We start from the raw sequence: 25,183 nt of genomic DNA on the forward strand, positions 1-25,183 counted from the left end.
ACACGCCCATGGTACGCGACGGGTGCCGGGTCGGGGTGTGACGTGGCCGGTCGCCTCTATCCTGAGGCGCGTGAGCGAGCAGCAGAGCATCCCGGACCCCGCCCTGACGACGCTGGTCGGGCTCGCGGCCTACACGGAGCTGGCGGCGTTCGGGCTGCTCGCGGCCCGGTCGGTGGACGCCCCCGACCTTGTCGCCCGTCAGACGCTGGCGACGGCGGCGGGGGAGGCGCTGAGCCGTCAGGAGCGGCTGCTCGATCTTGTCGACGCCCCGGGGCCCGAGGGCTCGGGGGGCGCCGGCGCGGCCGCGACGATGGCCCCGTTCGACGGTGCGCTGGCCGACTTCGACGCCCGCACGACGCCGTCGGGCTGGGCCGAGGGCCTGCTCAAGAGCGTCGTGGGGCTCGGTGTCGCGCAGGACCTGTGCCGCGAGCTCGCCGCGGGCCTGCCCGGCGGCGCGGCAGGCTTCGTGGCCGCCGTGGGCGAGCCCCGCCCCGACGACCCCGCGACCGCCGTGCTGGCGGGGGCCGCCGCGGCGGACGGCGTGCTCGCCTCGCGCCTGGCGCTGTGGGGGCGCCGCGTCGTCGGCGAGGCGCTGGGCCTCGTCCCCGTGCTGCTCGCGGCGCACCCGCCGCTGGCCGCGCTGGCCGCCCGCGCGCGGGCGGCCAGCGACGATGGCGGCGCGTCCGCGCAGGCGTGGCTCGTCTCGCGGCTCACCGCCGAGCACACGCGCCGGATGGACCGCCTCGGCCTCGCCGCCTGACGCCGACCGACGCCGACCGACGCCGCGCCGACGCCGCGCCGACGGTCAGAGGGCGCCGAAGCCCACCCGGGCCTGCTCGGTGGCGCCCACCTCGACGTAGCCGATCGTGGCGGTCGGCACGAGGATGGTGCGCCCCCGCGAGTCGGTGAGCTCCAGGAGCCCCCCGTCGGCGATCGCGCTGCGCACCGCGGCGGTCACGTCCTCCGCCGTCTGGTCGGTCTCGACGACCAGCTCGCGGGCCAGGTTCTGCACACCGATCGTGATCTCCACGTTGTCTCCTTCGCGAGCCGCGCCGGTCGTGCCGGCGCGTGTCTGTCGGCCGTCTAGCGGCCGTCCGTCGTTCCCGGTCGTCCCGGACGTCTCGTCGATCCTAGCCACGGCCGCGCGCCGCGACCGGCCCGGACGGCGCTTGTCAGCGGAGGGTGAAACTGCTCGTCGCACGGGGCGGGGCGGTCGGGTCGGTCGGGCTGTCGGTGGGGCTGTCGGTGGGGCATGGTCGAATCGGTCCCGTGACGTCAGCTCCCTCCACCGCCGTGCGCCTCGTGGCGCCGGAGCCCGCCGCCGTCGGTAGCGCCGACGTCGTGCTGGACGCCACGCAGGAGGCGGCCGTGGAGACGGCGCTCGCCGGCGACGTCACGCTCGTGGTCGGCGCGCCGGGCACGGGGCGGACGACGGTCGCGACGGCGGTGGCGGTGCGGGCCATGGCGGGCGGCGAGGGGGTGCGCGGCGTCGATCCGTCGCGCGTGCTGGTGCTCGCGGCGTCGCGCCGGTCGGCCGCACGGCTGCGCGACGAGGTGGCCGCGCGCGCGGGCCGCACGGTCGGGGCCCCGATGGTGCGCACGCCCGCGTCGGCGGCGTTCGCGGTGCTGCGGTCGCGGGCTGCGGCGCACGGTGACGCCGCGCCGACGCTGGTCTCCGGGCCGGAGCAGGACCTGGTGCTGGCCGAGCTGCTCGAGGGGCACCTGTCCGGGGAGGGGACCGACCTCGCGCTGCCGCCGGGGCTGCCCGAGGAGTCGCTCGGCCTGCGCGGGCTGCGGCAGGAGCTGCGCGACCTGCTCATGCGCGCCGCAGAGCGCGGGCTCGGCCCGGTGGACCTCGACGAGCTGGGCCGCCGGCACGACCGCCCCGAGTGGGTGCTCGCCGCGCGGCTCTACGAGGAGTACCTGGACGTCACGACGCTGCGCCTCGGCACGCCGGACGCGGGCGCCCGGTACGACCCGGCGGGCGTGATCGACGAGGCGGCGCACGCCCTCGCGGGCTGGGACGACGAGCTGCCGGACGTGCCGCGCCCGTCCTGGGACCTCGTCGTCGTGGACGACTACCAGGAGGCGACCGTCGCCACGGCGCGGCTGCTGCACGTGCTGCACGACGCCGGGGCCCGGCTCGTGCTGCTGGCCGACCCGGACTCCGCGGTGCAGGGGTTCCGCGGCGCGTCCCCGGGTCTGGTCGGGCGCGCCGCCGCGCCCGCGCGCGCCGGCGTCGTGGGGGCGTTCGACGCGCGCACCGTGGTGCTGGGCACCGCGTGGCGGCAGCCGGTGGGGCTGCGGGAGGTGACGCGGGCCGTGACGTCGCGCATCGCGACCGTCTCCGGCGCCCTGCACCGCGGCGCCGCCCCGCGGCCCGACGACGACGGTCCGGTGGGCGACGGCGGCCCGGACGCGGACGGCGAGGACGGGTCGAGGGCTGCGGCGTCGCCCGGCGCGGGGGACGGGCCCGAGGCCGTGGGGCCGTCGGGCGTGCAGGTCGCGGTGCTCGCCGGGCCGGCGCAGGAGGCCGCGTTCGTGGCGCGGGAGCTGCGCGCGGAGCACCTGCTGCACGGCACGCCGTGGGAGCGGATGGCGGTCGTGGCGCGCAGCGGCGACCGGCTGGCCTCGCTGCGCCGCGACCTGGTCGCGGCGTCGGTGCCGGTGGCGCTGCTCGGCTCGGACCTGCCCCTGCGCGACGAGCCGGCAGCGTCGCCCCTCCTGGCGGCGCTGCGCGTGTGCGCGGCCGGCGGCGGCGTGGACCGGCTGCTCGCGGAGGAGCTCGGGGAGCCCGGCGTGGGCTCCGCCCTCGACGCCGAGACGGCGGCGCTGCTGCTCACGTCCCCGGTGGGCGGGCTCGACGCGGTGGCGCTGCGCCGCCTGCGGCGCGCGCTGCGGGCGGAGGAGCTGTCGGGCGGCGGCGGACGGTCGTCGGACGCGCTGCTGGTCGAGGTGCTGGACGACCCGGCGCGCGCGGAGACGCTGCCGACGCCGGTGCGGCGCGGCCCGCACGCCGTCGCGCGGGTGCTGGCCGCGGGCCGGGCGGCGGCGGGCGAGCTGGGCGCCACCGCGCAGACCGTGCTGTGGGCGGTGTGGGCGGCCACCGGGCTCGCGGACCGGTGGCGCGACCAGGCGCTGGCGGGCGGCCCTGCCGGGGCGCGCGCGGACCGCGACCTGGACGCCGTCCTGGCCCTGTTCCGCGCGGCCGAGACGTACGTGGACCGCATGCCCGGCGCCCCGGTCGCCGCCTTCGTCGACTACCTCGCGTCGCAGGACCTGCCCGCCGACTCGCTCGCGGCGTCCGCGGTGGGCGCGCACGCGGTCGAGGCGCTCACCCCGGCGGGCGCGGCGGGGCGCGAGTGGGACGTCGTCGTGGTCGTGGGCGTGCAGGACGGCGTGTGGCCGGACCTGCGGCTGCGCGACTCGCTGCTCGGCTCGCAGGCGCTCGTGGAGCTGCTCGCCGGGCGCTCCGACGACGCGCACGGCATGGGCCCGGAGGCCCGCCGCCAGGTGCTCGCGGACGAGCTGCGGGCGTTCGCGGTCGCGACGTCGCGGGCGCGGCGCCGGCTGGTCGTGACGGCGGTCGAGGACGCCGAGGACGCGCCGTCGGTGTTCCTCGACCTGGTCGAACCGCCCGACGGCGACCGGGCGGGCGCCGAGGGGGCCGACCCGCGCCGCGTGACCGTGGGCCCGCCGCTCGACCTGCGCGGCGTGGTGGCCGAGGCGCGCGCGACGCTCGTCCGTGCGGGCGGCCGTACCGATGACGACGGACCGGTCGACGTGGCCGCCGCGCTGCTCGCCGACCTGGTGGACGCGGGGATCGCCGAGGCCGACCCGCGCACCTGGTACGGCGTGGCCGCGACCTCCAGCGACGCGCCGCTGTGGGGGCCGGACGACGTCGTGACGGTCTCGCCGTCCAAGGTGGAGACCGTGAGCACGTGCGCGCTGAAGTGGGCGTTCGAGTCGGCGGGGGCCACGGCACCCGACGCCACGCACCAGACGCTCGGCACGCTGGTCCACGCGATCGCGGAGGACCTGCCGAAGGCGTCGCTCGGCGAGCTGCGCGCCGAGCTGGACCGGCGCTGGCCGGAGCTCGCGCTGCCCGACGGCTGGCCGTCGCGCCAGCTGCGGAACCGCGCCGAGCAGATGATCGAGCGCCTCGCCGCCTACTACGGGGAGGCGGGCGACCCGCTGCTCGTGGAGCCGGCCTTCGAGCTCACCGTGGGGCGGGCCCGCCTGCGCGGCAAGATCGACCGCGTCGAGGACGCGGGCGACGACGGCGTGACGGTGGCCGACCTCAAGACCGGCCGCAGCGCGCCCGCCCGCGCGAAGGCCACCGAGCACCCGCAGCTCGGCGCGTACCAGCTCGCGGTGTCCGAGGGTGCGCTCGACCTGCCGCCCGGCACGCCCAGCGCGGGGGCGCGGCTCGTGTACGTGGGGACGCCGACCGTGGCGCCGACGCTGCGCGACCAGCCCGCGCTGCAGGTCGGCGAGGACGGGTCGAGCTGGGCGCGGGCGCTGGTGGAGAGCGCCGCCGACACGATGGCGGCGGGCCGCTTCACCGCGCACGAGAACGACCTGTGCCCCATGTGCCCCGTGCGCCGGTCGTGCCCCGTGCAGCCCGAGGGAAGGAACGTGATCGAGTGACCGGCGACGGCACCACCGGCCCGGCCGTTCCCGAGCCGCAGGACGACCGCCCCCACGGCGGTCGCGACGACCTCGCCGGGGCGTTCGCGGACGAGACGTGGGCCGCGCTGGGCGAGCCGGGCCGCGAGGCCGGCCTCGGGTTCCCGGAGCTCGCCGGCGTGGGCCTCGCGTCGCCGGACGCGGTGCTGTTCGACGACGCCGCGCTGCTCGGCGACTCGCTGCTCGGCGGCGCGACGGCGGACGACGGCCCCGGAACGTCCGGGCGCCGCGCTCCCGCGGAGCCGCGGCTGTCCGCCCGCGACATCGCCAAGCTGCTCGGGCGGCCCTCGCCCACGGACGAGCAGGTCGCCGTCATCGAGGCGCCGCTGGAGCCCGTGCTCGTCGTCGCCGGGGCCGGGTCGGGCAAGACGGAGACGATGGCGGCGCGCGTGGTGTGGCTCATCGCGAACGAGCTCGTGGCGCCCGAGGAGGTGCTCGGGCTGACGTTCACGCGCAAGGCGGCGGCGGAGCTCACCCAGCGGGTGCAGTCCCGTCTCGCGCAGCTCGCCCGCGCGCAGGGCCGCGCGACGTCGGGGCTCGACCTGCTCGCGCGGCCCACCGTCGCGACGTACAACGCGTACGCGGCGTCGCTGGTCGCCGACCACGGGCTGCGGCTCGGCATCGAGCCGGGCTCTCGCCTGCTGGGCGAGGCGAACCAGTGGCAGCTCGCGGCGCAGGTCGTGGAGTCGTGGGCCGACGACCTCGGCACCGACAAGGCGGTGAGCACCGTCACCGGGGCCGTCCTGGCGCTGTCGGGCGAGCTCGGCGAGCACCTGCTGCCCGTGGACGAGGCGCGCGACGCGCTGGCCGACGTCGTCGCCCGCCTGGACGCACTGCCGCTCGGCCCACGGCAGAAGAAGCGGACCAAGGAGATCCAGGGGCTGATCGACTCGGTGGCGGAACGCACCCGCCTGCTCGACCTCGTCGCGGAGTACCGGCGTCGCAAGCGTGTCGCGGACTCGCTGGACTTCGGCGACCAGATCGCGTTCGCGGCCGAGCTCGCGCGGTCGGTGCCGGCGGTCGGGGCCACGGAGCGCTCCCGCTTCCCGGTCGTGCTGCTCGACGAGTACCAGGACACGTCGTACGCCCAGGTCGAGCTGCTCGCCGGGCTGTTCGGCGGCGGGCACGCCGTGACCGCGGTGGGCGACCCGCACCAGTCGATCTACGGCTGGCGGGGCGCCTCGGCGTCGGGGCTGGCCCGCTTCGGCGAGCGGTTCCGCACGCGCGGGGGAGCGCCGGCCGCCGTGCGCTACCTGAGCACGTCGTGGCGCAACGACGCGGCCGTGCTCGCGGCCGCGAACGTCGCCGCGGCGCCGCTGCGCGAGCGCGCGCGGCACACCGGCACGGGCGTCGACGTCCCGCCGCTCGACCTGCGGCCCGGCGCGGGGACGGGCGTCGTGCGCGCGCACGTCGCCGCCACGAGCGAGGAGGAGGCGGAGGCGGCCGCGGAGTTCGTCGCGGCGCGCTGGCGCCGCGCGACCCGCCGGGACGGCTCCGACCGGGTGACGGCCGCCGTGCTGTGCCGGGCGCGGTCGCAGTTCGCGGCGGTCGAGGTCGCGCTGCGCCGCCGCGGGCTGCCGGTCGAGGTCGTGGGCCTGGGCGGGCTGCTGTCCACGCCGGAGGTGGTGGACGTCGTCGCGCTGCTCGAGGCCGTGCACGACCCGTCGCGCGGTGACTCGCTGCTGCGGCTCCTCACCGGGCCGCGGGTCAACCTCGGCGCCGCGGACCTGCACGCCCTCGGCTCGTGGGCGTCGGACCTGGCCCGCGCCGACGGCGCACGGCCGGGCGACCGCACCGCGGCACGGGACGAGGTCCCGGAGGGGGAGGACGGCGACGCCCCCGTCGTCGTCGAGGGCGACGTCGTGGACCACCGCTCGATCGTCGACGCGCTCGACGACCTGCCGGCGCCGGGCCGCCCCGCCCGCGACGGCCGCGTCCTGTCCGCCGCGGGCCACGGCCGGCTGGCCGCCCTCGCCCGGCTGCTGCGCGAGCTGCGGGGCCTCACCTACCTCTCGCTGCCCGAGCTGGTGGTGGCGGCCGAGCGCGCGCTCGGGCTCGACGTCGAGGTCGCCACGGCGCAGGTGCTCGCGGACACGCTCACCCCGGTGACCGGCCCCGGGGGCGGCGGGGCCGCCGCGGGCGTGAGCCTGCGCGGGCGCGAGCACCTCGACGCGTTCCGCGACGTCGCCGCGAGCTTCGCGCAGTCGGCCGACGTCGCGACGCTCGGCGCGTTCCTCGCGTGGCTCGGCGTGGCCGGCGACCAGGAGCGCGGGCTCGACATGCCGGTCCGCGAGCCCGACCCCGACGCCGTGCAGGTCATCACCGCGCACGCCGCGAAGGGGCTGGAGTGGGACGTGGTGGCGGTGCCCGGGCTGGTGGACGGCGTGTTCCCGAGCCAGGCGGAGTCGGCGCAGGGGCGCCTGGACAGCGGCTGGCTCACCGACGTCTCCGCGCTGCCGTACCACCTGCGCGGCGACGCCCCGGACCTGCCCGAGTTCACCTGGGCTGAGGCGGCCGACACCAAGGACCTCGCCGCCCGGCGCGACCAGTTCCGCGCGGACAGCGGCACGCACCGGCTCGCCGAGGAGCGGCGGCTCGCCTACGTCGCGTTCACGCGCGCACGCCGCGAGCTGTTCCTCACCGCGCACTGGTGGGGCACGGGCAGCACGCCGCGGCGCGTCTCGCCGTTCCTCGCGGAGCTCGTCGAGGCCGGGGTGGTCGACGCGGGCGGCTGGGCCGACCAGCCCGACCCGGCGACGGGCAACCCCCGCGACGCCGTGGAGCACGCCGCGCCCTGGCCCGCGCCGGAGCAGGCCGCCGGGGGCGGAGCGGCGGACGACGCCGAGCACCCTGCGGCCGGAGCACCACCCGGGCCCGACGACGCCGAAGGCCCGACGCCGCGCGCCGTCCTGCGGGCGTCGGCGGCCCGGGTCGACGCGGCGCGCGCCGACCTCGCGAGAGCCGAGGGCGAGGGCGCCGCGACCGGCGTGCTGCGCGACGCGGCGGGGCGCGACCTGGTGCTGCTGACCCGCACGCTGCTCGTGGAGCGCGGGGAGCGGGGGGCGCGGCAGGTCGAGATGCCGGCGCACGTGTCGGCGTCGGGCCTGGTCCGGCTCGCCGGGGACCGCGACGGCTTCGCTCTCCAGCTGCGCCGGCCGGTGCCGCAGGAGCCCACGGTGCACGCCCGCCGCGGCACGCACTTCCACGAGTGGGTGGAGCGGTTCTTCACCTCGTCGTCCCTGGTCGACGTCGACGACCTGCCGGGCGCAGAGGACGGCGAGATCGCACCGGACGTCGATCTGGAGACGCTGCGGCAGCGCTTCACGGAGTCCGTGTGGGCGTCCCGTACCCCGCTCGCTGTCGAGGTCGACGTCGAGACCCCGGTGGGCGGCGTCATGCTGCGCAGCCGGATCGACGCCGTCTTCCCCGACGACGACGCGCCGCCCCCCGCGGAGGGCGAGCCGCCGGCCGTCGTCGTCGTGGACTGGAAGACCGGGCACGAGCCCCGCGACGCGGGCGCGCGCTCCGCCCGCGAGGTGCAGCTCGCGGTCTATCGGCTCGCCTGGTCCCGCTACACCGGGCTGCCGCTCGACAAGGTCTCCGCCGCGTTCGTCTACGTCTCCAGCGGCACGACCGTCCGCCCCCGACGCCTGCTCGACGAGGCCGAGCTGGAGGCGCTGGTGCGGGGCGCGCCGCACCAGCGGTAGGGCTCACCAGCGGTAGTCGAGGAACTTCCCGTCGAGGGTCACCACCACCCGGTCGCCGTCCGGGTGGGCGCGCCGGGCGATGTCGACCTGGAAGTTGATCGCCGACATGATCCCGTCGCCGAACTCCTCGTGGATGAGCTCCTTGAGCGCCGGCCCGTACACGGCCAGCGCCTCGGTGAAGCGGTAGATCGTCGGGTCGGTGAGCACGGCCTCGTCGCGCACGCGGTAGGGCTGCAGCCGCAGGGCCTCGGCGACGTCCTCGCCCAGGCCGAGCAGCGTGCACGCCGCGGAGGCCTGGTCCGCCGTCATCGGGTGGTTGCCGAGCAGGGCGGCCGTCGTCCAGACGACCGGGGCGCCGACCTTGTCGGCGATCTCCTGCCAGGTGAGGCCGGAGCGGAGGCGGGCGGTGACGACCTGCTCGGCCGCGGCGGCCTTGGTCATGATCGGGTCCACGGGTGTCCTTCGTTCGGGGGTTTGCTGTCTGACGGCGGCGGGGGCGGCGGCTCAGCCGACCGGCGTGGCCACGCGCTCCTCGGCGACGGTCTCGACCGGCGCGGGACGACGGCGCTCGGGCCGGGTGCGGTAGTGCGTGAGGTACAGGGGCAGCCCGACGAACGTCAGGCCGCCGACGAGGTTGCCGAGCACGGTCGGGATCTCGTTCCAGACCAGGTAGTCCATGACGGTGAAGTCGCCGCCGAGCAGCAGGCCCGAGGGGAACAGGAACATGTTCACCACGGAGTGCTCGAAGCCCATGTAGAAGAACAGGAACACCGGCATCCACATCACGACGGCCTTGCTGATCGTGTCCTTCGACATGAGGAACGCGACGACGCCGGTCGAGACCATCCAGTTGCACAGCACGCCGCGCACGAACAGCGTGAGCATCCCGGCCGCGCCGTGGTCGGCGTACCCGACGGTGCGCCCCTCGCCGATGTGCCCGATGGCCTGCCCGATCTCGTTGGGCGGCGTGGAGAACCCGTACGTGAAGGTGATCGCCATGAGCACGGCGACGGTGAACGCGCCGGCGAAGTTGCCGCAGAACACGAGGCCCCAGTTGCGCCACATACCGGCCCAGGTGGCGCCCGGGCGGCGGGCGATGACGGCGAACGGCACCAGCGTGAAGACGCCGGTGAGCAGGTCGAAGCCCATCAGGTAGAGCATGATGAAGCCGATCGGGAAGAAGGCCGCCCCGAGCAGCGGGTTCCCGGTGTTCGTCGAGATGGTCACGGCCATCGCGGCGGCCAGGGCGAGGATGGCCCCGCCCATGAACGAGCGGATGAGCGTGTCCCGGGCGGACATGAACAGCTTCTTCTCGCCGGTGGCGATCATCTGCGAGACGAAGTCCTGCGGCATCACGTACGACATGGCGGACCCTTCGGCGGGAGTGGAGGCGCTGGTGTGCCGCCGAGTCTCGTCGCCGCAGGTTGTGGCCACGTCGCCGTGGTGTTGAGGTCGTGTTTCGGCCCGTCCCGAAGTGGTGAGCCCGCGGTTTCCGCGACCTCGCACCGGCGCGCGCGGGTCGGTGAGGCCGGTCAGGCGGGGGCGTCCTCGCGGGTGGCCTCGTCGAGGTCGGCGAGCATGGCCTCGGCGTCGGCGACGACGTCGCCCAGGCCGCGGCGGACGCCGTGCAGCAGCCAGCGGGCCAGCGCCAGCTCGCCCACGAGCAGCGCGCGGTCGACGAGGCGCGCGTCGTGCAGCTCGGTGCGGCGCAGCTGGTAGGCCTCCATGATCGAGTCGACCGCGTCCGGCGGGGCGGCGACGAGCAGCCAGGCGAGGTCGTCGGCCGGGTCGGCCACGCGGGCGTCGGACCAGCCGCTGATGGCGGTGACCCGCCCACCGGTGACGAGCATCTGGTCGGTGGCGAGGTCCCCGTGCACGACGACGGGCTGGAAGCGCCAGAGGGCCACGTCCTCGAGCGCGGCCTCCCAGCGGCGCAGCAGCGTGGGCGGCACCTTGCCGGTCGCGGCCGCCTCGTCGAGCTCGACCAGGCGGCGCTCGCGGTACTCGGCCGCGGTGTACGACGGCAGCCCGCACGACTCGACGACGGACGCGGGCAGCTCGTGCACCGCGGCGAGGGTGCGGCCGAGGTCGGCGGCGAGGCCGGGGCCGGGCCGCAGGGCCTCGAGGTCGAGCGCGGTGCCCGTCACGTGCCGGTGCACGACGGCGCGCCCGCCCTCGGGCAGCAGCGCGAAGCCGGCCACCTGCGGCACGGTGAAGGGCAGCACGCCGGCGTCGACGTACAGGTGCAGCGCCTCGAGCAGCTCGGTCTCGGCCTCGAGGGCGGCGCCGGCCATGGTGGTGCGGGGCGCGCGCACGAGCCAGTCGACGCCGTCGTCTGCCGTGACGACGGCGACGTCGTAGTCGCCCGGGAGCTCCTCGGGGCGGACCGAGCGGGCGTCCAGGCCCGGGACGGCGGCCGTCGCGAGGGCGGCGAGGGCGAGCGGACTGCGTGGCACCCGCCCACCGTAGACGCTGCCGGGGTCCGCCCGGGAGCACCGCGGCGCGCGTGTCCGCCGTCGTCCCACCGTCCTCACGCCGTGCGCCCGGGGCCCGCCGCCGCGGGTACGGTCGAGGCGTGACGGCCCCCTCTGCGATCCCCGACCTCTCCTTCACGCACGCCACCCACGACCGGGCGGCCGAGCGCCGCGCCGAGCCGGGGCTGCTGGCCCGGCTGCTGGGCGACCCCGCCACCCGGGTCGTGCTGGTGCTGCGCGGCCGCGTCGCCGTCGACGCCGCGGGCGACCTGCTCCTCGTCGACGTCGCGGCGGTCGACGGGCTCCCGGCCGAGCCCGAGCGGGCCGACCGGCCCGACGCGCACGTGCCCGGGCACCGCTGGCTGTTCCTCGGCGAGCAGGACGGCGCGGGGCTGCTGGGCCTCGTGCTGCCCGACGAGGCGGACGCCGACGCCGTGGGGATCGAGGGCGTCTCCCCGGCCGCGCCCGCCTCGCGGTTGGCGCGCGAGCACGCGTGGGCCGGGCTGCGCGAGGTGGGCGGGCGGCGTGGTGACGCGCTCGCCGCGGAGGCGGTGGCCCTGGCCGCGTGGCACGCGTCGCACGAGCGCTGCCCGCGGTGCGGCGAGCCGACCGTCGTCGAGCAGGCCGGTTGGGTGCGCCGCTGCGTGGCGCAGGACGTCGAGGTCTACCCGCGCACCGACCCGGCGGTGATCATGGCGGTCGTCGACGACGCCGACCGGTTGTTGCTGGGGCACGCCGCGCACTGGCCGGAGGGCCGCTACTCGACGCTCGCCGGCTACGTGGAGCCGGGGGAGGGTCTGGAGCAGGCGGTGCGCCGGGAGGTCGCCGAGGAGACGTCGGTCGTGATCGGCGACGCGCCCGGCGACGTCGTCTACCGCGGCAGCCAGCCGTGGCCGTTCCCCGCGTCGCTCATGCTCGGGTTCCGGGCGCGGGCCGTGGCGACCGACGTCGAGGTGGACGGCGCGGAGGTGACCGCGGCGCGCTGGTTCACCCGCGAGGAGCTGGCCGCGGGCGTGGCTGCGGGCGAGGTGGGCCTGCCGGGCCGGCCGTCGATCGCCCGCGCCCTCGTGGAGGAGTGGTACGGGGAGGAGCTGCCCGGCTGACGCGGCCTCCGACGGCGGGTCAGGCGGTCAGGCGCGCCTTCACGTCGAGCAGCGACGGGTTGGTCGCTGCGGTGCCGTCGGGGAAGACGACGGTCGGGACGGTGCGGTTGCCGTCGTTGACCTGCTCCACGAACTCCGCCGTCCCCGGCTGCTCCTCGATGTCGACCACCGTGTACCCGATGCCCTCGGAGTCGAGCTGGGTGCGCAGCCGCCGGCAGTACCCGCACCACGCGGTCGAGTACATGGTGACGGTGCCCGGGGCGGGGAGCTGCGGCGTGACGACGGTCATCGGGATCCTCCTGTGACGGCGGCTGGGGACGACGGGAGCGGGGTGTCGGCGACGGCTGCGAGAATCGCAGACGATGCCGACCACCACCAACTCCCCGAGCGCCCCGCTTCATCCCGACGCGATCCTCGACGCCCTCGACCCCGAGCAGCGCGACGTGGCGCTGGCCCTGACGGGGCCGGTGTGCGTGCTCGCGGGCGCGGGCACGGGCAAGACGCGCGCGATCACGCACCGCATCGCCTACGGCGTGCGGAACGGCACCTACAAGCCGACGTCGGTGCTCGCGGTGACGTTCACCGCCCGGGCGGCGGGGGAGATGCGCACCCGGCTCCGCGACCTGGGGGTGGTGGGCGTGCAGGCGCGCACCTTCCACGCGGCGGCGCTGCGTCAGCTCGGCTACTTCTGGCCACGCGTCGTGGGCGGCGCGCCGCCGCGGATCCTCGAGCACAAGGCGCCCGCGGTCGCCGAGGCCGCCCGCCGCGTCGGCGTCAGCGTCGACCGGGTCGCCGTGCGCGACCTGTCCTCCGAGGTGGAGTGGGCCAAGGTGTCGCTCGTCACGGCGGAGGACTACGTGAAGGCGGCCCAGGTCGACGACCGCCCCGCGCCGTCGGGCTACGACCACCAGACGGTCGCCCGCCTCATCACGGCGTACGAGGACGTCAAGACCGAGCGCGGCGTCATCGACTTCGAGGACGTCCTGCTCATGCTCGCCGACATGCTGAACTCCCACCGGCAGGTGGCCGACGAGGTGCGCTCGCAGTACCGCCACTTCGTCGTCGACGAGTACCAGGACGTCTCGCCGCTGCAGCAGTTCCTGCTCGACCAGTGGCTCGGGGACCGCAAGGAGCTCTGCGTGGTGGGCGACCCCTCGCAGACCATCTACTCCTTCACGGGCGCGACGCCGCACTACCTGCTCGACTTCACGCGGACCTACTCCGAGGCCCAGGTGGTCCGGCTGGTGCGCGACTACCGCTCCACGCCACAGGTCGTGCACCTCGCGAACCAGGTGCTGCGCCGCGGCCGGGTCCCCGGGGCGCTGGAGCTGGTGGCGCAGCGCCCGGCGGGTCCGCCCGCGAGCTTCACGGCCTACGACGACGACGACGCGGAGGCCACGGGGATCGCGGCCCGCGCGGGCCGGCTGATCGCGTCGGGCGTGCGGCCCAGCGAGATCGCGGTGCTCTACCGCACCAACGCGCAGTCGGCGGCGTTCGAGTCGGCGCTCGCGGACGCCGGAATCAGCTATCTCGTCCGCGGGGGCGAGCGGTTCTTCCAGCGCAAGGAGGTGCGCGACGCGATCGTCCTGCTGCGCGGCGCGGCCCGGTCCGCCGACCCGGACCAGCCGATGCCCGAGCAGGTGCGCGACGTGCTCACCACCGCCGGCTGGACGGAGCAGCCGCCCGCCGCGCGGGGCGCCGCGCGCGAGCGGTGGGAGGCGATGCAGGCGCTCGTCGGGCTGGCCGACGACGTCGCGGCCACCGCCCCGCAGGACGCGCCGGCCACGATGGCCACCCTCGTCGGCGAGCTGGAGGAGCGGGCCTCGGCGCAGCACGCACCCACCGTCGAGGGCGTCACGCTGGCGTCGCTGCACGCGGCGAAGGGGCTCGAGTGGGACGCCGTGTTCCTCGCGGGGGTGAGCGAGGGGCTCATGCCGATCTCGCTCGCCGAGACGGACGAGGCGGTCGCCGAGGAGCGCCGCCTCCTGTACGTGGGGATCACCCGCGCCCGCGAGCACCTGGAGCTGTCGTTCGCGCGGTCCCGCAACCCGGGCGGCCGGGCCACGCGCAAGCGCACCCGCTTCCTCGACGGGCTGTGGCCGGACGACCCGTCGGACCGGCGCGGCCGCGGGCGGGCGGTGCGCGGCCAGGCGCGCCAGCTGCTCACGGGGGAGCACGACGTCGCCCTGTTCGACGCGCTGCGCGAGTGGCGGCTGTCGGTGGCCCGCGAGACGGACAAGCCGGCGTTCACGGTGCTGGGCGACGCCACGCTGGCCGCCATCGCGGAGCTCAAGCCGACGTCGGTGGCGCAGCTCGCGCGTGTGAACGGCGTGGGCCCGGCGAAGATCGACCGGTACGGGCCGACGATCCTCGCGATCGTGGCGGAGCAGGCCGGCTGAGCACGTACGGCATAACCCGTATTTGTGAGCGGACCTGCCGAAAGGTCTTGTAGGCAGGTCGCAGGGCTGCCAGATTGTCGGGGTCCGTCCCCGACGAGAGGTGTCCTCCATGTTCCCGGCACGGTTCCCGCCCCACCGTTCCCGGTGCCCCCGTCCCGACAGCCGTCGTACCCGCACGGCGCTGACGGCGGGCGCCGGCGTCGTCCTGGCCGTGCTGCTGGCGGCCTGCTCCGCCGGCGGCGGCGAGCCGGGTGACGGCAACGGCCCGCGTGGCGGCGGCGACCACGCCGACCACGGCGGATCTCAGGGGACCTCGGAGGGTCACGCCGCGCACGTGATGCCCGAGGGCTTCACCGAGGCCCTCGAACGGGTCACGACCGACCGGGGGACCGAGATCCTCGAGGACGGGCTGATCACCAGGGCCGAGGTGCAGGACCTGCAGCAGGTCCAGGTGGACTGCCTCGTCGACGAGGGCTTCGACGCGAGCCGCGGGGACGGCGGGCTGCAGGTCCGGGCGGTCCCGGATGGGCTCGACGACGCGGGTGTCGCGGCCGCCGTGGAGGGCTGCCTGGGTGACCTGAAGGTCATCGGCCCGCTGGAGGCGGCGACCTCCTCGGGGGCCTGAACGGGTGCCCGAAAAAACTCGTCGAAGAAAATCTCGAAAAAGATGTGGCGGCCTGGGCGGGGCCGTCTATGCTCGGAGAGTCCCAGACGGAGTGGCGTCTGCCGAGAGGCGGAGGTCCGAGAGCAGTGAGGAGGTGGGTGCACAAGATGGACACGATGACTCAGATCGTGATGGCGACCGCGTCTGCCGGCGCGCCCGGGTACACGTCTGCCCGTGGCGAGCTTGACGCCGTCCGTCCGTTCCGCGCGCGTCAGCACGGAGCAGGCAACGCCGATCTCCACATCGCACCCGACTCCGCCTCCTGGAGACATCCGGTCTAGAACCGGATCCAGGCCGCGGAGTCCCCCCGGGACCCGCGGCCTTCGTCTTTCCGCCCAGGGAAGAAGACCTCACCAGGTCGTTCGAGCCGGACCTCTGACTCCAGAGGTCCACCCGCAGGTCCTGAACACCGACGTTCACATCAACACTCAGGACCTGACGGAGGAACTCGTGCGTCTCGCACAGCTGTTGGACGAGCGGCTGCTCGACACGATCCCCCAGGGCGGAAACGGCCCCTGGACCCCGCATCAACCCCTCACCCAGAGCCCGGCCGAGGTGGCCGAGCTCGATCGCCAGTTCGCGGCGCTGCTGCCGTGCCGTACCAACGACCCGGAGCTCTGGTTCGCCGAGCACACCACCCAGGTCGAGGAGGCCAAGGCGCTGTGCCGTGGCTGCCCGCTGCAGGCCGGCTGCCTCGCCGGTGCCCTCGAGCGGCAGGAGCCCTGGGGCGTCTGGGGTGGTGAGGTCTTCGTCGACGGCAAGGTCGTGGCCCGCAAGCGCGGTCGCGGCCGGCCCCGGAAGTCGGAGACCGTCGCAGCATGACCGCGCAGTGCGCCCGGGACCCCCGGCGTGCTGACCAGGTAGGAACCATCACAGGCCTCCGGCGAGACCTCGGGGAGCGCGCCCGCACCGCGTGCGGCCGGCTCTCCGCGGTCTCGCCCGGGGCCTGTCCTCATTCCGGCAGGCGGGTGCACCCGCAGTCCGGGTGCGGCGCGACGTCCCGCGCCCGCGGTACCGCCTCGGGCAGCGCGACCTCGAGGCTGCGCCCCACGGTCGCGGGCATCGCGCCGTCGAGCAGCGCGAGCACCTGCCCGGCCGCGAGCGCCGTGGCCGTCGCCGCCAGCATGGTCTCGTGGGCGACGTCGTCGTCCGGGCGGAGCGCGAGGTCCGCGGCGACGAAGGGCCAGCGCCGGTCCGCGTCGGCGGCGTGACGGTCGCAGCACCCCACGCACGGCGAGCGGCCCGGCAGCACGAGCGGGCCGACCACCACGTCGGCCTCCCGCACCACGACCGGGAGGTGGGGGACCCCGGCGCCGAGCAGCCGCTCGTAGCGCTCCGGGCGCGCGGCGTGACCCTCCACCACCACGACGGCGTCCGGCAGGCGGGGCTCGCCGGCCGCCGTGACCGGCAGCGCGCTGCCGACGCGCAGGCGCGGGTGCGCGGACGCGAGCCGAGCGGCGGCGGACTGCTCCCGCGGGCGACCGACGTCGCCGGGTGCGTGGCCCCCGAGCCCCAGGTCGCCCACCTGGACGGGGTCGCGGTCGTCGAGCACGAGGGTGCCGACGCCGGCGCCCGCGAGGAGGCCGGCCAGGGCGGTGCCGGTCCGGCCGAGGCCGCGCACCCCGACGACGCGGGCGCCGCGGACGGCGAGCGTGGCCGTGCCCGCACCGTCGGGGCGCAGCGCGCCCAGCACGGTGGCGTCCGGGGTCCAGCCCGGCGCCGCGTCCGCGGCCTCGAGCGGCCGGTCCGGGGCGGCGCGGACGAGGAACCCTCCGTCGGCCAGCGCGCGCATTATCTGCTCCTGGCGCTCGGGGCTCACGCCCCAGTGCCGCGCGCCGCGGGCCAGGGAGCGGTGCCGCCGCGCGCCGGCGTCGCGCAGCCACCGCGCCTCGTGGTCGTCCAGCCCGGACAGGACGAGGCTCCAGCGAGGGTCCGTCCCGAGCTGGACCTCGCCGGCTCCGTGGTCGAGGACCGGGGTCGCCGGGCGCAGCGTGAGGAGGGGCCCCGCCGAGGTGGTCGGGCTGTCGGCGTCTGCCATGCGGTCACCCTGGCACGCACGTCGGAGGCCGGCCGGGCGTCGTCCACAGGCCCGACGCCCGGGCCTCGTGGCCGCCCGGTTCGTGTGTTGTGACACACAAAGTTCACGATTCCCCGGTACCGTCGTGCCGTGGCCCACGACACGATGATGACGTCGGTGGAGGTCCGGCGCAGTCGCCGGCGGACCGCCACGGTCAGCGCGTACCGCGACGGCGAGCGCACCGTCGTGGCCATTCCCGCGCGCTTCTCTCGTGCCCAGGAGCGTGAATGGGTGGCGAAGATGCTCGCGCGGCTCGAGGACAAGGAGCGTCGTCGGCGCCCGTCCGACGCCGAGCTCGTCCAGCGGGCCAGGGAGCTCTCCGAGCGGTACCTGGACGGTCGTGCCCACCCGACCAGCGTGTCCTGGTCGCCCCACCAGGGCCGACGCTGGGGGTCGTGCACGCTGGTCGACGGCTCGATCCGGATCTCCACGCGCGTGCAGGGGATGCCCGAGTGGGTGCTCGACTACGTGCTGCTGCACGAGCTGGCGCACCTGCTGCACGCGGGGCACGGCGCCGCTTTCTGGCAGCTGCTCGAGGGCTACCCGCGCACCGACCGCGCGCGCGGGTTCCTCGAGGGCGTCTCCTTCGTCCAGGACGACGGCGGCGCGCAGCCCGGGCCCTCCGGCGGCGACACCGCCGGCTGAGCCTGCCGGCCGTCGAGCCTGTCGGAACGAGCCCCGCGCGACGGTCCCGACAGGCCGACCGGCGACAGGTCAGGAGCTCGGGGAGTCCCCGTCCTCGGCGTCGCCGTCCTTCGCCGAGCGGTCCGCGGCGTCCAGGATCTGCGCCAGCGCCGCGTCGACGTCGGACTGCTCCTCCGCCTGCTCCTGACGGCGCGTGAAGTAGCCGGCGGGGTCGTCGAGGTCCGCGGTGCCGGGCAGCAGGTCCGGGTGCTCCCAGACGGCGTCGCGGGCCTGCGGGCCGCCCTCGGCGAGGACGTGCGCGAAGAGCGCGGTGGCGTCGCGTGAGCGCCGCGGGCGCAGCTCGAGCCCGACCAGCGTGGCGAAGGTGTGCTCCGCGGGGCCGCCGGCCGCGCGGCGGCGGCGGATCATCTCGCGCAGCGGGTAGGTGTGCGGCAGGTGGGGGAGGGCCGCGGTGGCGGCGACCTCCGTGACCCAGCCCTCAACGAGCGCGAGCGCGGTCTCGAGGCGCAGCAGCGTGGCCTCCTGCTCGGGGGTGTGCTGCAGCCCGAACACGCCGCCGGTCAGCGCGCCGCGCAGCGCCTCGGGGTCGCTGGGGTCGATGTCGCGCACCTGCTGCTCGAGCACGTCCAGGTCGATGGTGATGCCGCGCGCGTACTGCTCGACGAGGCCGTGCAGGTGCGCCGCGAGCCAGGGGACGTGCGTGAACAGCCGGGCGTGCGCGGCCTCGCGCAGCGCGAGGAAGTGGCGCACCTCCTCCAGCGGCGCGTCGAGCCCGTCGGCGAACGCCGTGACGTTGGTCGGCAGCAGCACGGTGGCGGGCTCGGACAGGAGCGGGACGCCGACGTCGGTCGCGCCGAACACCTCCCGCGACAGGGTCCCCGCGGCCTGCCCCACCTGCATGCCGAACACGGCCGACCCGAGACGGCGCATCATCTGGGCGGGGTCGAACGCGCCGCCGCCCAGGGCGCCGGCGGGCAGGCCCGCGAGACCCGGCATGTCCAGCGCGTCGTCTCCGAGCTCCCCGGGGAGCTGGTCGCGCAGCACGGTGGCGAGGGCGTCGGCGACGGACGTCGCGACGGGTGCCACCAGCCGGTTCCACGCGGGCAGTGTGGCCTCGACCCACTCCGAGCGGCTCCACGCGTGCGCGCGACCGCCGGCGGGCGGCAGGTCGGTCACGGCGTCGAGCCACAGCTCCGCCACGCCGAGGGCGTCGGTCGCGGCCTTGGCCTGGCCGCCCGTGAGCGACGGGTCGCCCTCGGCGACGGCGACCTGCCGGGCGATGTCGTGCGCGACGTCGGTGTTCACCGGGCCGTCCCCGGACGCGGACAGCAGCCGCTGCACCTGGGCGAGGACGTGCTGCATGGTCGCCGGGTCCGGGGTGCCGGCGCCGGGCATTCCCGCGAGCGCGGCCGGGTCGATGCCCTGCGCGCGCATCTGGGCGAGGACCTCGTCGGTGCGGTCGCCGAAGAAGCCCTCCAGCATCGAGCGCAGCATGCGCTCGCGCTCCTCGGCACCCTCGGGGTCGTCGGGAAGGTTGCTCATGCGCGGGGCTCCTCGGCTGTGCGGTGGAGGGACGTCGGGCGACGGCGGCCGTCTTCCGACTGGTTCACCGTAACCACCGACGACGTCCGGTCGGGTCGTGGGGTTCCGGCGGTTCGCTCTGGGCGCAGATCTCCCGGACACCCTGACCCGGGGACGGGTCCCGGCCGCGCCACCGACCGTGCCCGTGACCGAGCGCAGCGTCCAGGAACGTCGGCGATGATGTGCCCGTGACCTTCGACCGCGACATCCTCGCGCCCGACGACCCGTCGTCGCCCGACGAGGACACGCTCCCTGGCGCGCGTGCGTCGCGCCGCAGCGTGACGCTCGGCGTCTCCCTGCTGACGACGGCGCTCCTCGCGGCCGTCCTCCTGGTGCTCCCCACGCCCTACGCGATCCGGGCCCCGGGGCCGACGGAGGACACGCTCGGGCTGCAGGGCGCGGACGTGCAGAGCGGTGCGGACGAGACGTCGAGCGGAGGCAAGAGCGCGACGGCGAAGCCCGTCGTCGAGATCGAGGGCGCCGAGACCTACGACGTCTCGGGCGAGCTGCGACTCACCACCGTGTCCGTCTACGGCGGGCCCGGCGGGGACGTCCTGCTCGGCGACGTGCTGTGGGGCTGGGGCTCGCGCGAGCGCTCGGTGCAGCCGGTCGAGTCGATCTTCCCGGAGCAGACCACGCGGGAGCAGCAGCAGGAGGTCGGCCAGGCGCAGATGGCGGGGTCGGAGTCGGCAGCGACCGTGGCCGCGCTGACGGAGCTGGGGTACGAGGTGCCCGCCACCCTCACCGTCGCGGGCACCGTGCCCGACTCCGGCGCCGACGGCGTCGTCGAGGCGGGGGACGTCGTGCGCAGCATCGACGGGCACCAGGTCACGACCCACCAGGACCTGCTCGCCGCCCTCGACGACGTGACGCCGGGCGCCGACGTCACGCTGGGCGTCGAGCGCGACGGCGAGCCGACGGACCTCACGGTGACGACGTCGGAGGGGGACGGGCGGGCCGCGCTCGGCGTGCTCCTCGACCCGGCGTACGACTACCCGGTCGACGTGACCATCCGGCCGGGCGACATCGGAGGGCCGAGCGCCGGCACGATGTTCGCGCTGGCGATCATCACGAAGATGACGCCCGAGGACGAGCTGGACGGCGCGCACGTGGCGGGCACGGGCACGATGAGCGTCGACGGGCTCGTCGGCCCGATCGGCGGCATCCAGCAGAAGCTCTTCGGCGCGGTCGACGCCGGCGCGGACTGGTTCCTCGCCCCGGCGGACAACTGTGACGAGGTCGTCGGGCACGTCCCCGACGGGCTGCGGGTGGTCCGGGTGGCCACCCTCGACGACGCACGGACCGCGATCGAGGCGATCGGTGCGGGGGAGGGCACGGACCTTCCGACGTGCTCGTGACCGGCGAGTGAAGGGCCGGTCGCCCACCCGCGCGCGAAGCGTGGGAACCTGAGGGATGACAGGGACGTTCCACACCAGAACGTCCGTCCGTCCCGAGCACGAGTGAGGTGCCCGCACCGTGTCCTTCGCTGCCCCACCCCGTCGACGGCCAGGCGGCCCGCCCGCCAAGCGCCGCCGCAGCCCTCTGGCGATCACGCTGGTCGTGATCGCCGCGGTCGTCGTCGCGCTGCTCCTGCTCGCGCAGTTCTGGACCGAGATCATGTGGTTCGACGCGCTCGGCTTCGGCAACGTGATCTGGACGGAGTGGATCACCCGCGGCGTCCTGTTCGTCATCGGCTTCCTCGTGATGGCGGCCGCCGTGTTCTCGTCGTTCGCCGTCGCGTACCGGGTGCGCCCGGTCTACGCGCCGTCGACGCCCGAGCAGGCGACCCTCGACCAGTACCGCGAGGCCATCGAGCCCCTGCGGCGCGTCGTGACCATCGCCGGGCCGGTCGTCGTCGGGTTCTTCGCCGGTGTCGCGGCGTCCGCGCAGTGGCGCAGCGTGCTCCTGGCGATCAACCCCTCGTCGTTCGGCGAGAAGGACCCGCAGTTCGGCATCGACCTCGGGTTCTACGTCTTCTCGCTGCCCGCGCTGCGGTTCATGGTGAGCTTCCTCATGGCGGTCGTGATCATCGCCGGCATCGCCGCGCTGGTGACGCACTACCTGTACGGCGGGCTCCGGCTCGGGCCGGTGCCGGCGGGCACCCCGCGCACCACGCGCGCGTCCCGCGTGCACCTCGCCGTGCTGGGCTCCGCGCTCATGCTCGTGATCGGCGCGAACTACTGGCTCGACCGGTACTCGTTGCTGACGGCGACGAACGGCGGCAGCACCGCGGCCACCTACAACGGCGCGTCCTACTCGGACGTGCACGCCGTCATCCCGTCGAAGGAGATCCTCACGGGCGTCGCGGTGCTCGTGGCGCTCCTGTTCGTCGTGGCGGCGGTCCGCGGCACGTGGCGCCTGCCGGCCATCGGCGTCGGCCTCATGGTGGTGTCGGCGATCGCGATCGGCGGCATCTACCCGGCCGTGGTGCAGCGGTTCCAGGTGAACCCCAACGCCCAGGAGCTCGAGGCCGACTACATCCAGCGCAACATCGACGCCACGCACGCGGCGTACGGTCTGGACGACATCGAGACCCAGCCGTACGACGCCACCACGGAGGCGGAGCAGGGCGCGCTGCGCGAGGACGCGGACACCACCGCGTCGGTACGTCTGCTCGACCCGCAGATCGTCAGCCCGTCGTTCCGTCAGCTGCAGCAGAACAAGCAGTACTACAACTTCGCCGACAACCTGTCGGTGGACCGGTACGAGATCGACGGCGAGTCCCGCGACACCGTGATCGCGGTGCGCGAGCTGAACCTCGGGGGCCTCGGCGACGGGCAGCGCAACTGGGTGAACGACCACACCGTCTTCACCCACGGGTACGGCGTCGTCGCCGCGTACGGCAACCAGCCCGGACCCGACGGTCAGCCCGCGTTCTACGAGGGCGGCATCCCGACGCAGGGCGCGCTCACCGACAAGGGGTACGAGCCGCGCATCTACTTCAGCCCCTCCACCACGGAGTACTCCATCGTGGGCGCGCCGGAGGACACGAAGCCGTGGGAGCTCGACTACCAGGCCGACGACGAGCAGGGTGGCCAGCAGGTCAACACGACGTTCCCCACGGAGGAGGTGACCGCCGGCCCGTCCGTCGGGTCGTTCGGCAGCAAGCTGCTGTACGCGCTGAAGTTCGGCTCGCAGGAGATGCTGTTCTCCGACCGCGTCACCGACGAGTCGCAGATCCTCTACGACCGTGACCCGATGACCCGCGTGCAGAAGGTCGCCCCGTGGCTGACCCTCGACCAGGGCATGTACCCGGCGGTGGTCGACGGACGCGTCAAGTGGATCGTCGACGGGTACACCACCTCGGACGCGTACCCGTACTCGACCAGCCGCCCGATGCAGGAGGCGACGGCGGACTCCCTGACGCTCGCCGCGCAGGGCGTGCCGGTGGAGATGCCGCCGGAGGTCAACTACATCCGCAACTCGGTGAAGGCGACCGTCGACGCGTACGACGGCTCGGTGGACCTGTACGCCTGGGACACCGACGACCCCGTCCTCAAGGCGTGGTCCGACGTCTTCCCGACGTCGGTGAAGCCGATGTCGGAGATCTCCGGCGACCTCATGAGCCACATCCGCTACCCCGAGGACATGTTCAAGGTCCAGCGCACGCTGCTGACGCAGTACCACGTCGAGGACGCGGGGCAGTTCTTCTCCGGCCAGGACTTCTGGGCGAACCCGGCGGACCCGGTGTCCACCGGTGGCGCGACCGGCTCGAACGCGGCGAAGCAGCCCCCGTACTACCTGTCGCTGCAGATGCCGGGACAGGAATCCTCGGCGTTCTCGTTGACCAGCACCTTCATCCCGGGCGGTAACACCGACCGCGAGATCCTCACGGGATACCTGGCCGCCGACGGCGACGCCGGGTCCACCGCGGGCGAGGTGGCGGAGGGCTACGGGAAGCTCCGGATGCTGGAGCTGCCCCGCGACTCGACGGTGCCGGGCCCGGGCCAGGTGCAGAACAACTTCGACTCGAACCCGACGATCTCCGAGCAGCTGAACATCCTGGAGCGCGGCTCGTCGAACGTCGTGCGCGGCAACCAGCTGACCCTGCCCGTGGGTGGTGGCCTGCTCTACGTGCAGCCGGTGTACATCCAGTCCGCCGGTGGCACGGCGTACCCGCTGCTGCGCCGCGTGCTCGTCGCGTTCGGCGACCAGACCGGGTACGCGGAGACGCTCGACGAGGCCCTGGACCAGGTCTTCGGCGGCGACTCGGGTGCGACGGCCGGCGACGCCGACGGCGGGACCGAGACCGAGGTGCCCACCGCGCCGGTCGAGGGCGAGGACGGGGCGACCGAGCCGTCCACGGAGCCCAGCACGGAGCCGAGCACCGAGCCCAGCACGGAGCCGTCGACGGAGCCGAGCGGCGGCAGCACGCCGTCGGGTGACGCGCAGTCGCGGCTGAACGCCGCCCTCCAGGAGGCGAACGACGCGATGACCGACAGCGACGAGGCGCTGAAGGCCGGCGACTTCACCGCGTACGGCGAGGCGCAGGACCGCCTGCAGCAGGCGATCGAGGACGCGCTCGCTGCGGAGAAGGAGATCGGGTCCGCCGGCTGACCGGCCGGTGGTGCGAGGCGCGGGGTCGTCGGTCCGTCCGGACCGGCGGCCCCGCCGTCGTCTGCGCCGCCGTCCGGTGGTCGTGGTCGGGGGCGTCGTCGCTGGTCGGAGGCCACCGCGAGTGTGACCTCCGTCCCATTCGCCCGATGCGATTTGATTCGTGTCCGACGACGCCGTAATGTTCAGGGAGTCGACGCGGGGTGGAGCAGCTCGGTAGCTCGCTGGGCTCATAACCCAGAGGTCGCAGGTTCAAATCCTGCCCCCGCTACCACGGGATGTCGTCGACATCCACGAAGGCCCCGACCGGGATCCGGTCGGGGCCTTCGTCATGTCCGGGTGCCGGCACCGCCCGTGAGTGATAGGTCTCGAGCGTGGGCCCCGCGTGAAGCCACCGCGCGGGCGCGCCCGGATCGGGAGGAGCCACCGTGCCGCGACGAGACGCAGGGCCGAGCGTCAAGGACAAGGAGCTCTACGAGGAGCTCCGCGACGAGGGCAACAGCAAGGAGAAGTCCGCGCGGATCGCGAACGCCGCCGCGGCGCGAGGCCGGAAGAAGGTCGGCGCCAAGGGCGGGAAGTCCGGCTCCTACGACGACTGGACTGTCGCCGACCTGCGGAAGCGGGCGTCGGAGATCGGCATCGAGGGACGCTCGTCGATGCGTAAGGCGGAGCTCGTCGAGGCGCTGCGCTCGCACTGACCGCGCCGTGCCAGGGGCCCGTGCCGGGCGCATGATGGAAGGAGCCGGCACGGGGACGGCGGGCACCCGACGACGCGAGGAGGCGGCGATGAGAGCGACGGTGGGCGACCGGATCGTGGTGGCGTCCGGGGTGGTCGGCGGGGCGGTGCGCGACGGCGTCGTGATCGCCTGCCCGCACGAGGACGGGTCGCCGCCCTACCAGGTGCGCTGGTCCGACACGGGGGAGGAGACGCTGGTGTTCCCCGGCGCGGACACGCTCGTGCAGCACGACGGCGGCGGGACGGAGCACGCACGGTCGCCGCGACCGTCGCCCGCCCGGGCCCTGACGTGGGACGTGCGGGTCTCGCTCGTGGAGTCGTCCGGGAGCACGACGGCGGAGGCGATGCTGACGCCCGGTCCGGACGTGGGCTCGTTGCGCGGCGTCGGGCACGCGCGCAAGGACCCGGGCGACCTGCAGGTCCCGGTCATCGGGGACGAGGTCGCGGCGGCACGGGCCCTGCGACGCCTGGCGGACGCGCTGCTCGAGCAGGCGGAGCAGGACATCTCGGCGCAGACGGGGCACCAGGCGCACGTGCACCCCTGACCGACCGCC

19 protein-coding genes and 1 tRNA gene are annotated in these 25,183 nt (G+C 75.3%); 13 read left to right on the forward strand and 7 right to left on the reverse strand.

Annotation, left to right across the window (positions count from 1 at the left end):
• Nucleotides 1-70 precede the first annotated feature (70 nt).
• Nucleotides 71-760, forward strand: a complete 690-nt coding sequence (locus ACH443_RS19860) for a ferritin-like fold-containing protein (RefSeq protein WP_430591285.1) — start codon at nt 71-73, stop codon at nt 758-760.
• 45 nt (nt 761-805) lie between these two features.
• On the opposite strand, the gene ACH443_RS19865 is transcribed toward ACH443_RS19860, so the two are convergent.
• Nucleotides 806-1,030 carry a DUF3107 domain-containing protein gene (locus ACH443_RS19865; RefSeq protein WP_429762645.1) on the reverse strand — a complete coding sequence of 75 codons (225 nt, stop codon included), beginning with the start codon at nt 1,028-1,030 and terminating at the stop codon, nt 806-808.
• A 239-nt stretch (nt 1,031-1,269) separates the two neighbouring features.
• Between ACH443_RS19865 and ACH443_RS19870 the strand changes: the two genes are divergently transcribed.
• The gene (locus tag ACH443_RS19870) at nt 1,270-4,650 is read left to right on the forward strand and encodes a PD-(D/E)XK nuclease family protein (protein ID WP_430591286.1); all 3,381 of its coding nucleotides are present in this window, start codon (nt 1,270-1,272) and stop codon (nt 4,648-4,650) included.
• The gene (locus ACH443_RS19875; protein ID WP_430591287.1) at nt 4,647-8,396 is read left to right on the forward strand and encodes a UvrD-helicase domain-containing protein; all 3,750 of its coding nucleotides are present in this window, start codon (nt 4,647-4,649) and stop codon (nt 8,394-8,396) included. Before ACH443_RS19870 ends, ACH443_RS19875 begins: the two co-directional genes overlap by 4 nt.
• A gap of 3 nt (nt 8,397-8,399) precedes the next feature.
• On the opposite strand, the gene cynS is transcribed toward ACH443_RS19875, so the two are convergent.
• The 3 genes from cynS to ACH443_RS19890 all read right to left on the reverse strand — a co-directional run bounded on the left by cynS (nt 8,400) and on the right by ACH443_RS19890 (nt 10,852).
• Nucleotides 8,400-8,849, reverse strand: coding sequence for a cyanase (cynS, locus tag ACH443_RS19880; protein WP_430557035.1), 450 nt, complete (start codon nt 8,847-8,849; stop codon nt 8,400-8,402).
• A 51-nt stretch (nt 8,850-8,900) separates the two neighbouring features.
• Nucleotides 8,901-9,761 carry a formate/nitrite transporter family protein gene (locus tag ACH443_RS19885; RefSeq protein WP_430591288.1) on the reverse strand — a complete coding sequence of 287 codons (861 nt, stop codon included), beginning with the start codon at nt 9,759-9,761 and terminating at the stop codon, nt 8,901-8,903.
• 167 nt (nt 9,762-9,928) lie between these two features.
• On the reverse strand, nt 9,929-10,852 hold the full coding sequence (locus ACH443_RS19890) for a macrolide 2'-phosphotransferase (protein WP_429762640.1): 924 nt from the start codon (nt 10,850-10,852) through the stop codon (nt 9,929-9,931).
• 119 nt (nt 10,853-10,971) lie between these two features.
• Between ACH443_RS19890 and nudC the strand changes: the two genes are divergently transcribed.
• The gene (gene nudC, locus ACH443_RS19895) at nt 10,972-11,973 is read left to right on the forward strand and encodes an NAD(+) diphosphatase (RefSeq protein ID WP_430591289.1); all 1,002 of its coding nucleotides are present in this window, start codon (nt 10,972-10,974) and stop codon (nt 11,971-11,973) included.
• Between the two features lie 19 nt (nt 11,974-11,992).
• On the opposite strand, the gene ACH443_RS19900 is transcribed toward nudC, so the two are convergent.
• Nucleotides 11,993-12,262, reverse strand: coding sequence for a mycoredoxin (locus ACH443_RS19900; protein WP_429762638.1), 270 nt, complete (start codon nt 12,260-12,262; stop codon nt 11,993-11,995).
• Nucleotides 12,263-12,335: 73 nt separating this feature from the next.
• On the opposite strand from ACH443_RS19900, the gene ACH443_RS19905 reads away from it, so the two are divergent.
• From ACH443_RS19905 to ACH443_RS19915, 3 genes are all read left to right on the forward strand, one after another.
• Complete coding sequence (locus ACH443_RS19905) at nt 12,336-14,372, forward strand: ATP-dependent DNA helicase UvrD2 (protein ID WP_430591290.1); 2,037 nt, start codon at nt 12,336-12,338, stop codon at nt 14,370-14,372.
• A gap of 109 nt (nt 14,373-14,481) precedes the next feature.
• A complete protein-coding gene (locus ACH443_RS19910; RefSeq protein WP_430591291.1) occupies nt 14,482-14,997 on the forward strand; it encodes a hypothetical protein in 516 nt (171 codons plus the stop codon).
• Between the two features lie 489 nt (nt 14,998-15,486).
• Nucleotides 15,487-15,858 carry a WhiB family transcriptional regulator gene (locus ACH443_RS19915; RefSeq protein WP_429762635.1) on the forward strand — a complete coding sequence of 124 codons (372 nt, stop codon included), beginning with the start codon at nt 15,487-15,489 and terminating at the stop codon, nt 15,856-15,858.
• Nucleotides 15,859-15,988: 130 nt separating this feature from the next.
• Here ACH443_RS19915 and ACH443_RS19920 read toward each other — a convergent pair whose 3' ends face one another.
• Nucleotides 15,989-17,074: a ThiF family adenylyltransferase gene (locus ACH443_RS19920; RefSeq protein ID WP_430591292.1), complete on the reverse strand. Its 1,086-nt coding sequence runs from the start codon at nt 17,072-17,074 to the stop codon at nt 15,989-15,991.
• A gap of 144 nt (nt 17,075-17,218) precedes the next feature.
• Here ACH443_RS19920 and ACH443_RS19925 point away from each other — a divergent pair, with 144 nt between their 5' ends.
• Nucleotides 17,219-17,758 carry a SprT-like domain-containing protein gene (locus ACH443_RS19925; protein WP_429762695.1) on the forward strand — a complete coding sequence of 180 codons (540 nt, stop codon included), beginning with the start codon at nt 17,219-17,221 and terminating at the stop codon, nt 17,756-17,758.
• A 69-nt stretch (nt 17,759-17,827) separates the two neighbouring features.
• Here ACH443_RS19925 and ACH443_RS19930 read toward each other — a convergent pair whose 3' ends face one another.
• Nucleotides 17,828-19,300, reverse strand: a complete 1,473-nt coding sequence (locus ACH443_RS19930; RefSeq protein ID WP_430557038.1) for a zinc-dependent metalloprotease — start codon at nt 19,298-19,300, stop codon at nt 17,828-17,830.
• Nucleotides 19,301-19,527: 227 nt separating this feature from the next.
• Here ACH443_RS19930 and ACH443_RS19935 point away from each other — a divergent pair, with 227 nt between their 5' ends.
• From ACH443_RS19935 to ACH443_RS19955, 5 genes are all read left to right on the forward strand, one after another.
• Complete coding sequence (locus ACH443_RS19935; protein ID WP_430557039.1) at nt 19,528-20,697, forward strand: PDZ domain-containing protein; 1,170 nt, start codon at nt 19,528-19,530, stop codon at nt 20,695-20,697.
• Between the two features lie 118 nt (nt 20,698-20,815).
• Nucleotides 20,816-23,896: a UPF0182 family protein gene (locus ACH443_RS19940; protein WP_429762631.1), complete on the forward strand. Its 3,081-nt coding sequence runs from the start codon at nt 20,816-20,818 to the stop codon at nt 23,894-23,896.
• 194 nt (nt 23,897-24,090) lie between these two features.
• A tRNA-Met gene (locus ACH443_RS19945) sits at nt 24,091-24,167 on the forward strand.
• Nucleotides 24,168-24,321: 154 nt separating this feature from the next.
• A complete protein-coding gene (locus tag ACH443_RS19950) occupies nt 24,322-24,591 on the forward strand; it encodes a Rho termination factor N-terminal domain-containing protein (protein ID WP_430560342.1) in 270 nt (89 codons plus the stop codon).
• 88 nt (nt 24,592-24,679) lie between these two features.
• A complete protein-coding gene (locus tag ACH443_RS19955; protein ID WP_430544987.1) occupies nt 24,680-25,174 on the forward strand; it encodes a dsRBD fold-containing protein in 495 nt (164 codons plus the stop codon).
• Nucleotides 25,175-25,183: the final 9 nt, after the last annotated feature.

Origin of the sequence: Isoptericola sp. NPDC019571, assembly GCF_044389385.1 — a bacterium.
Lineage (GTDB): Bacteria > Actinomycetota > Actinomycetes > Actinomycetales > Cellulomonadaceae > Isoptericola > Isoptericola nanjingensis.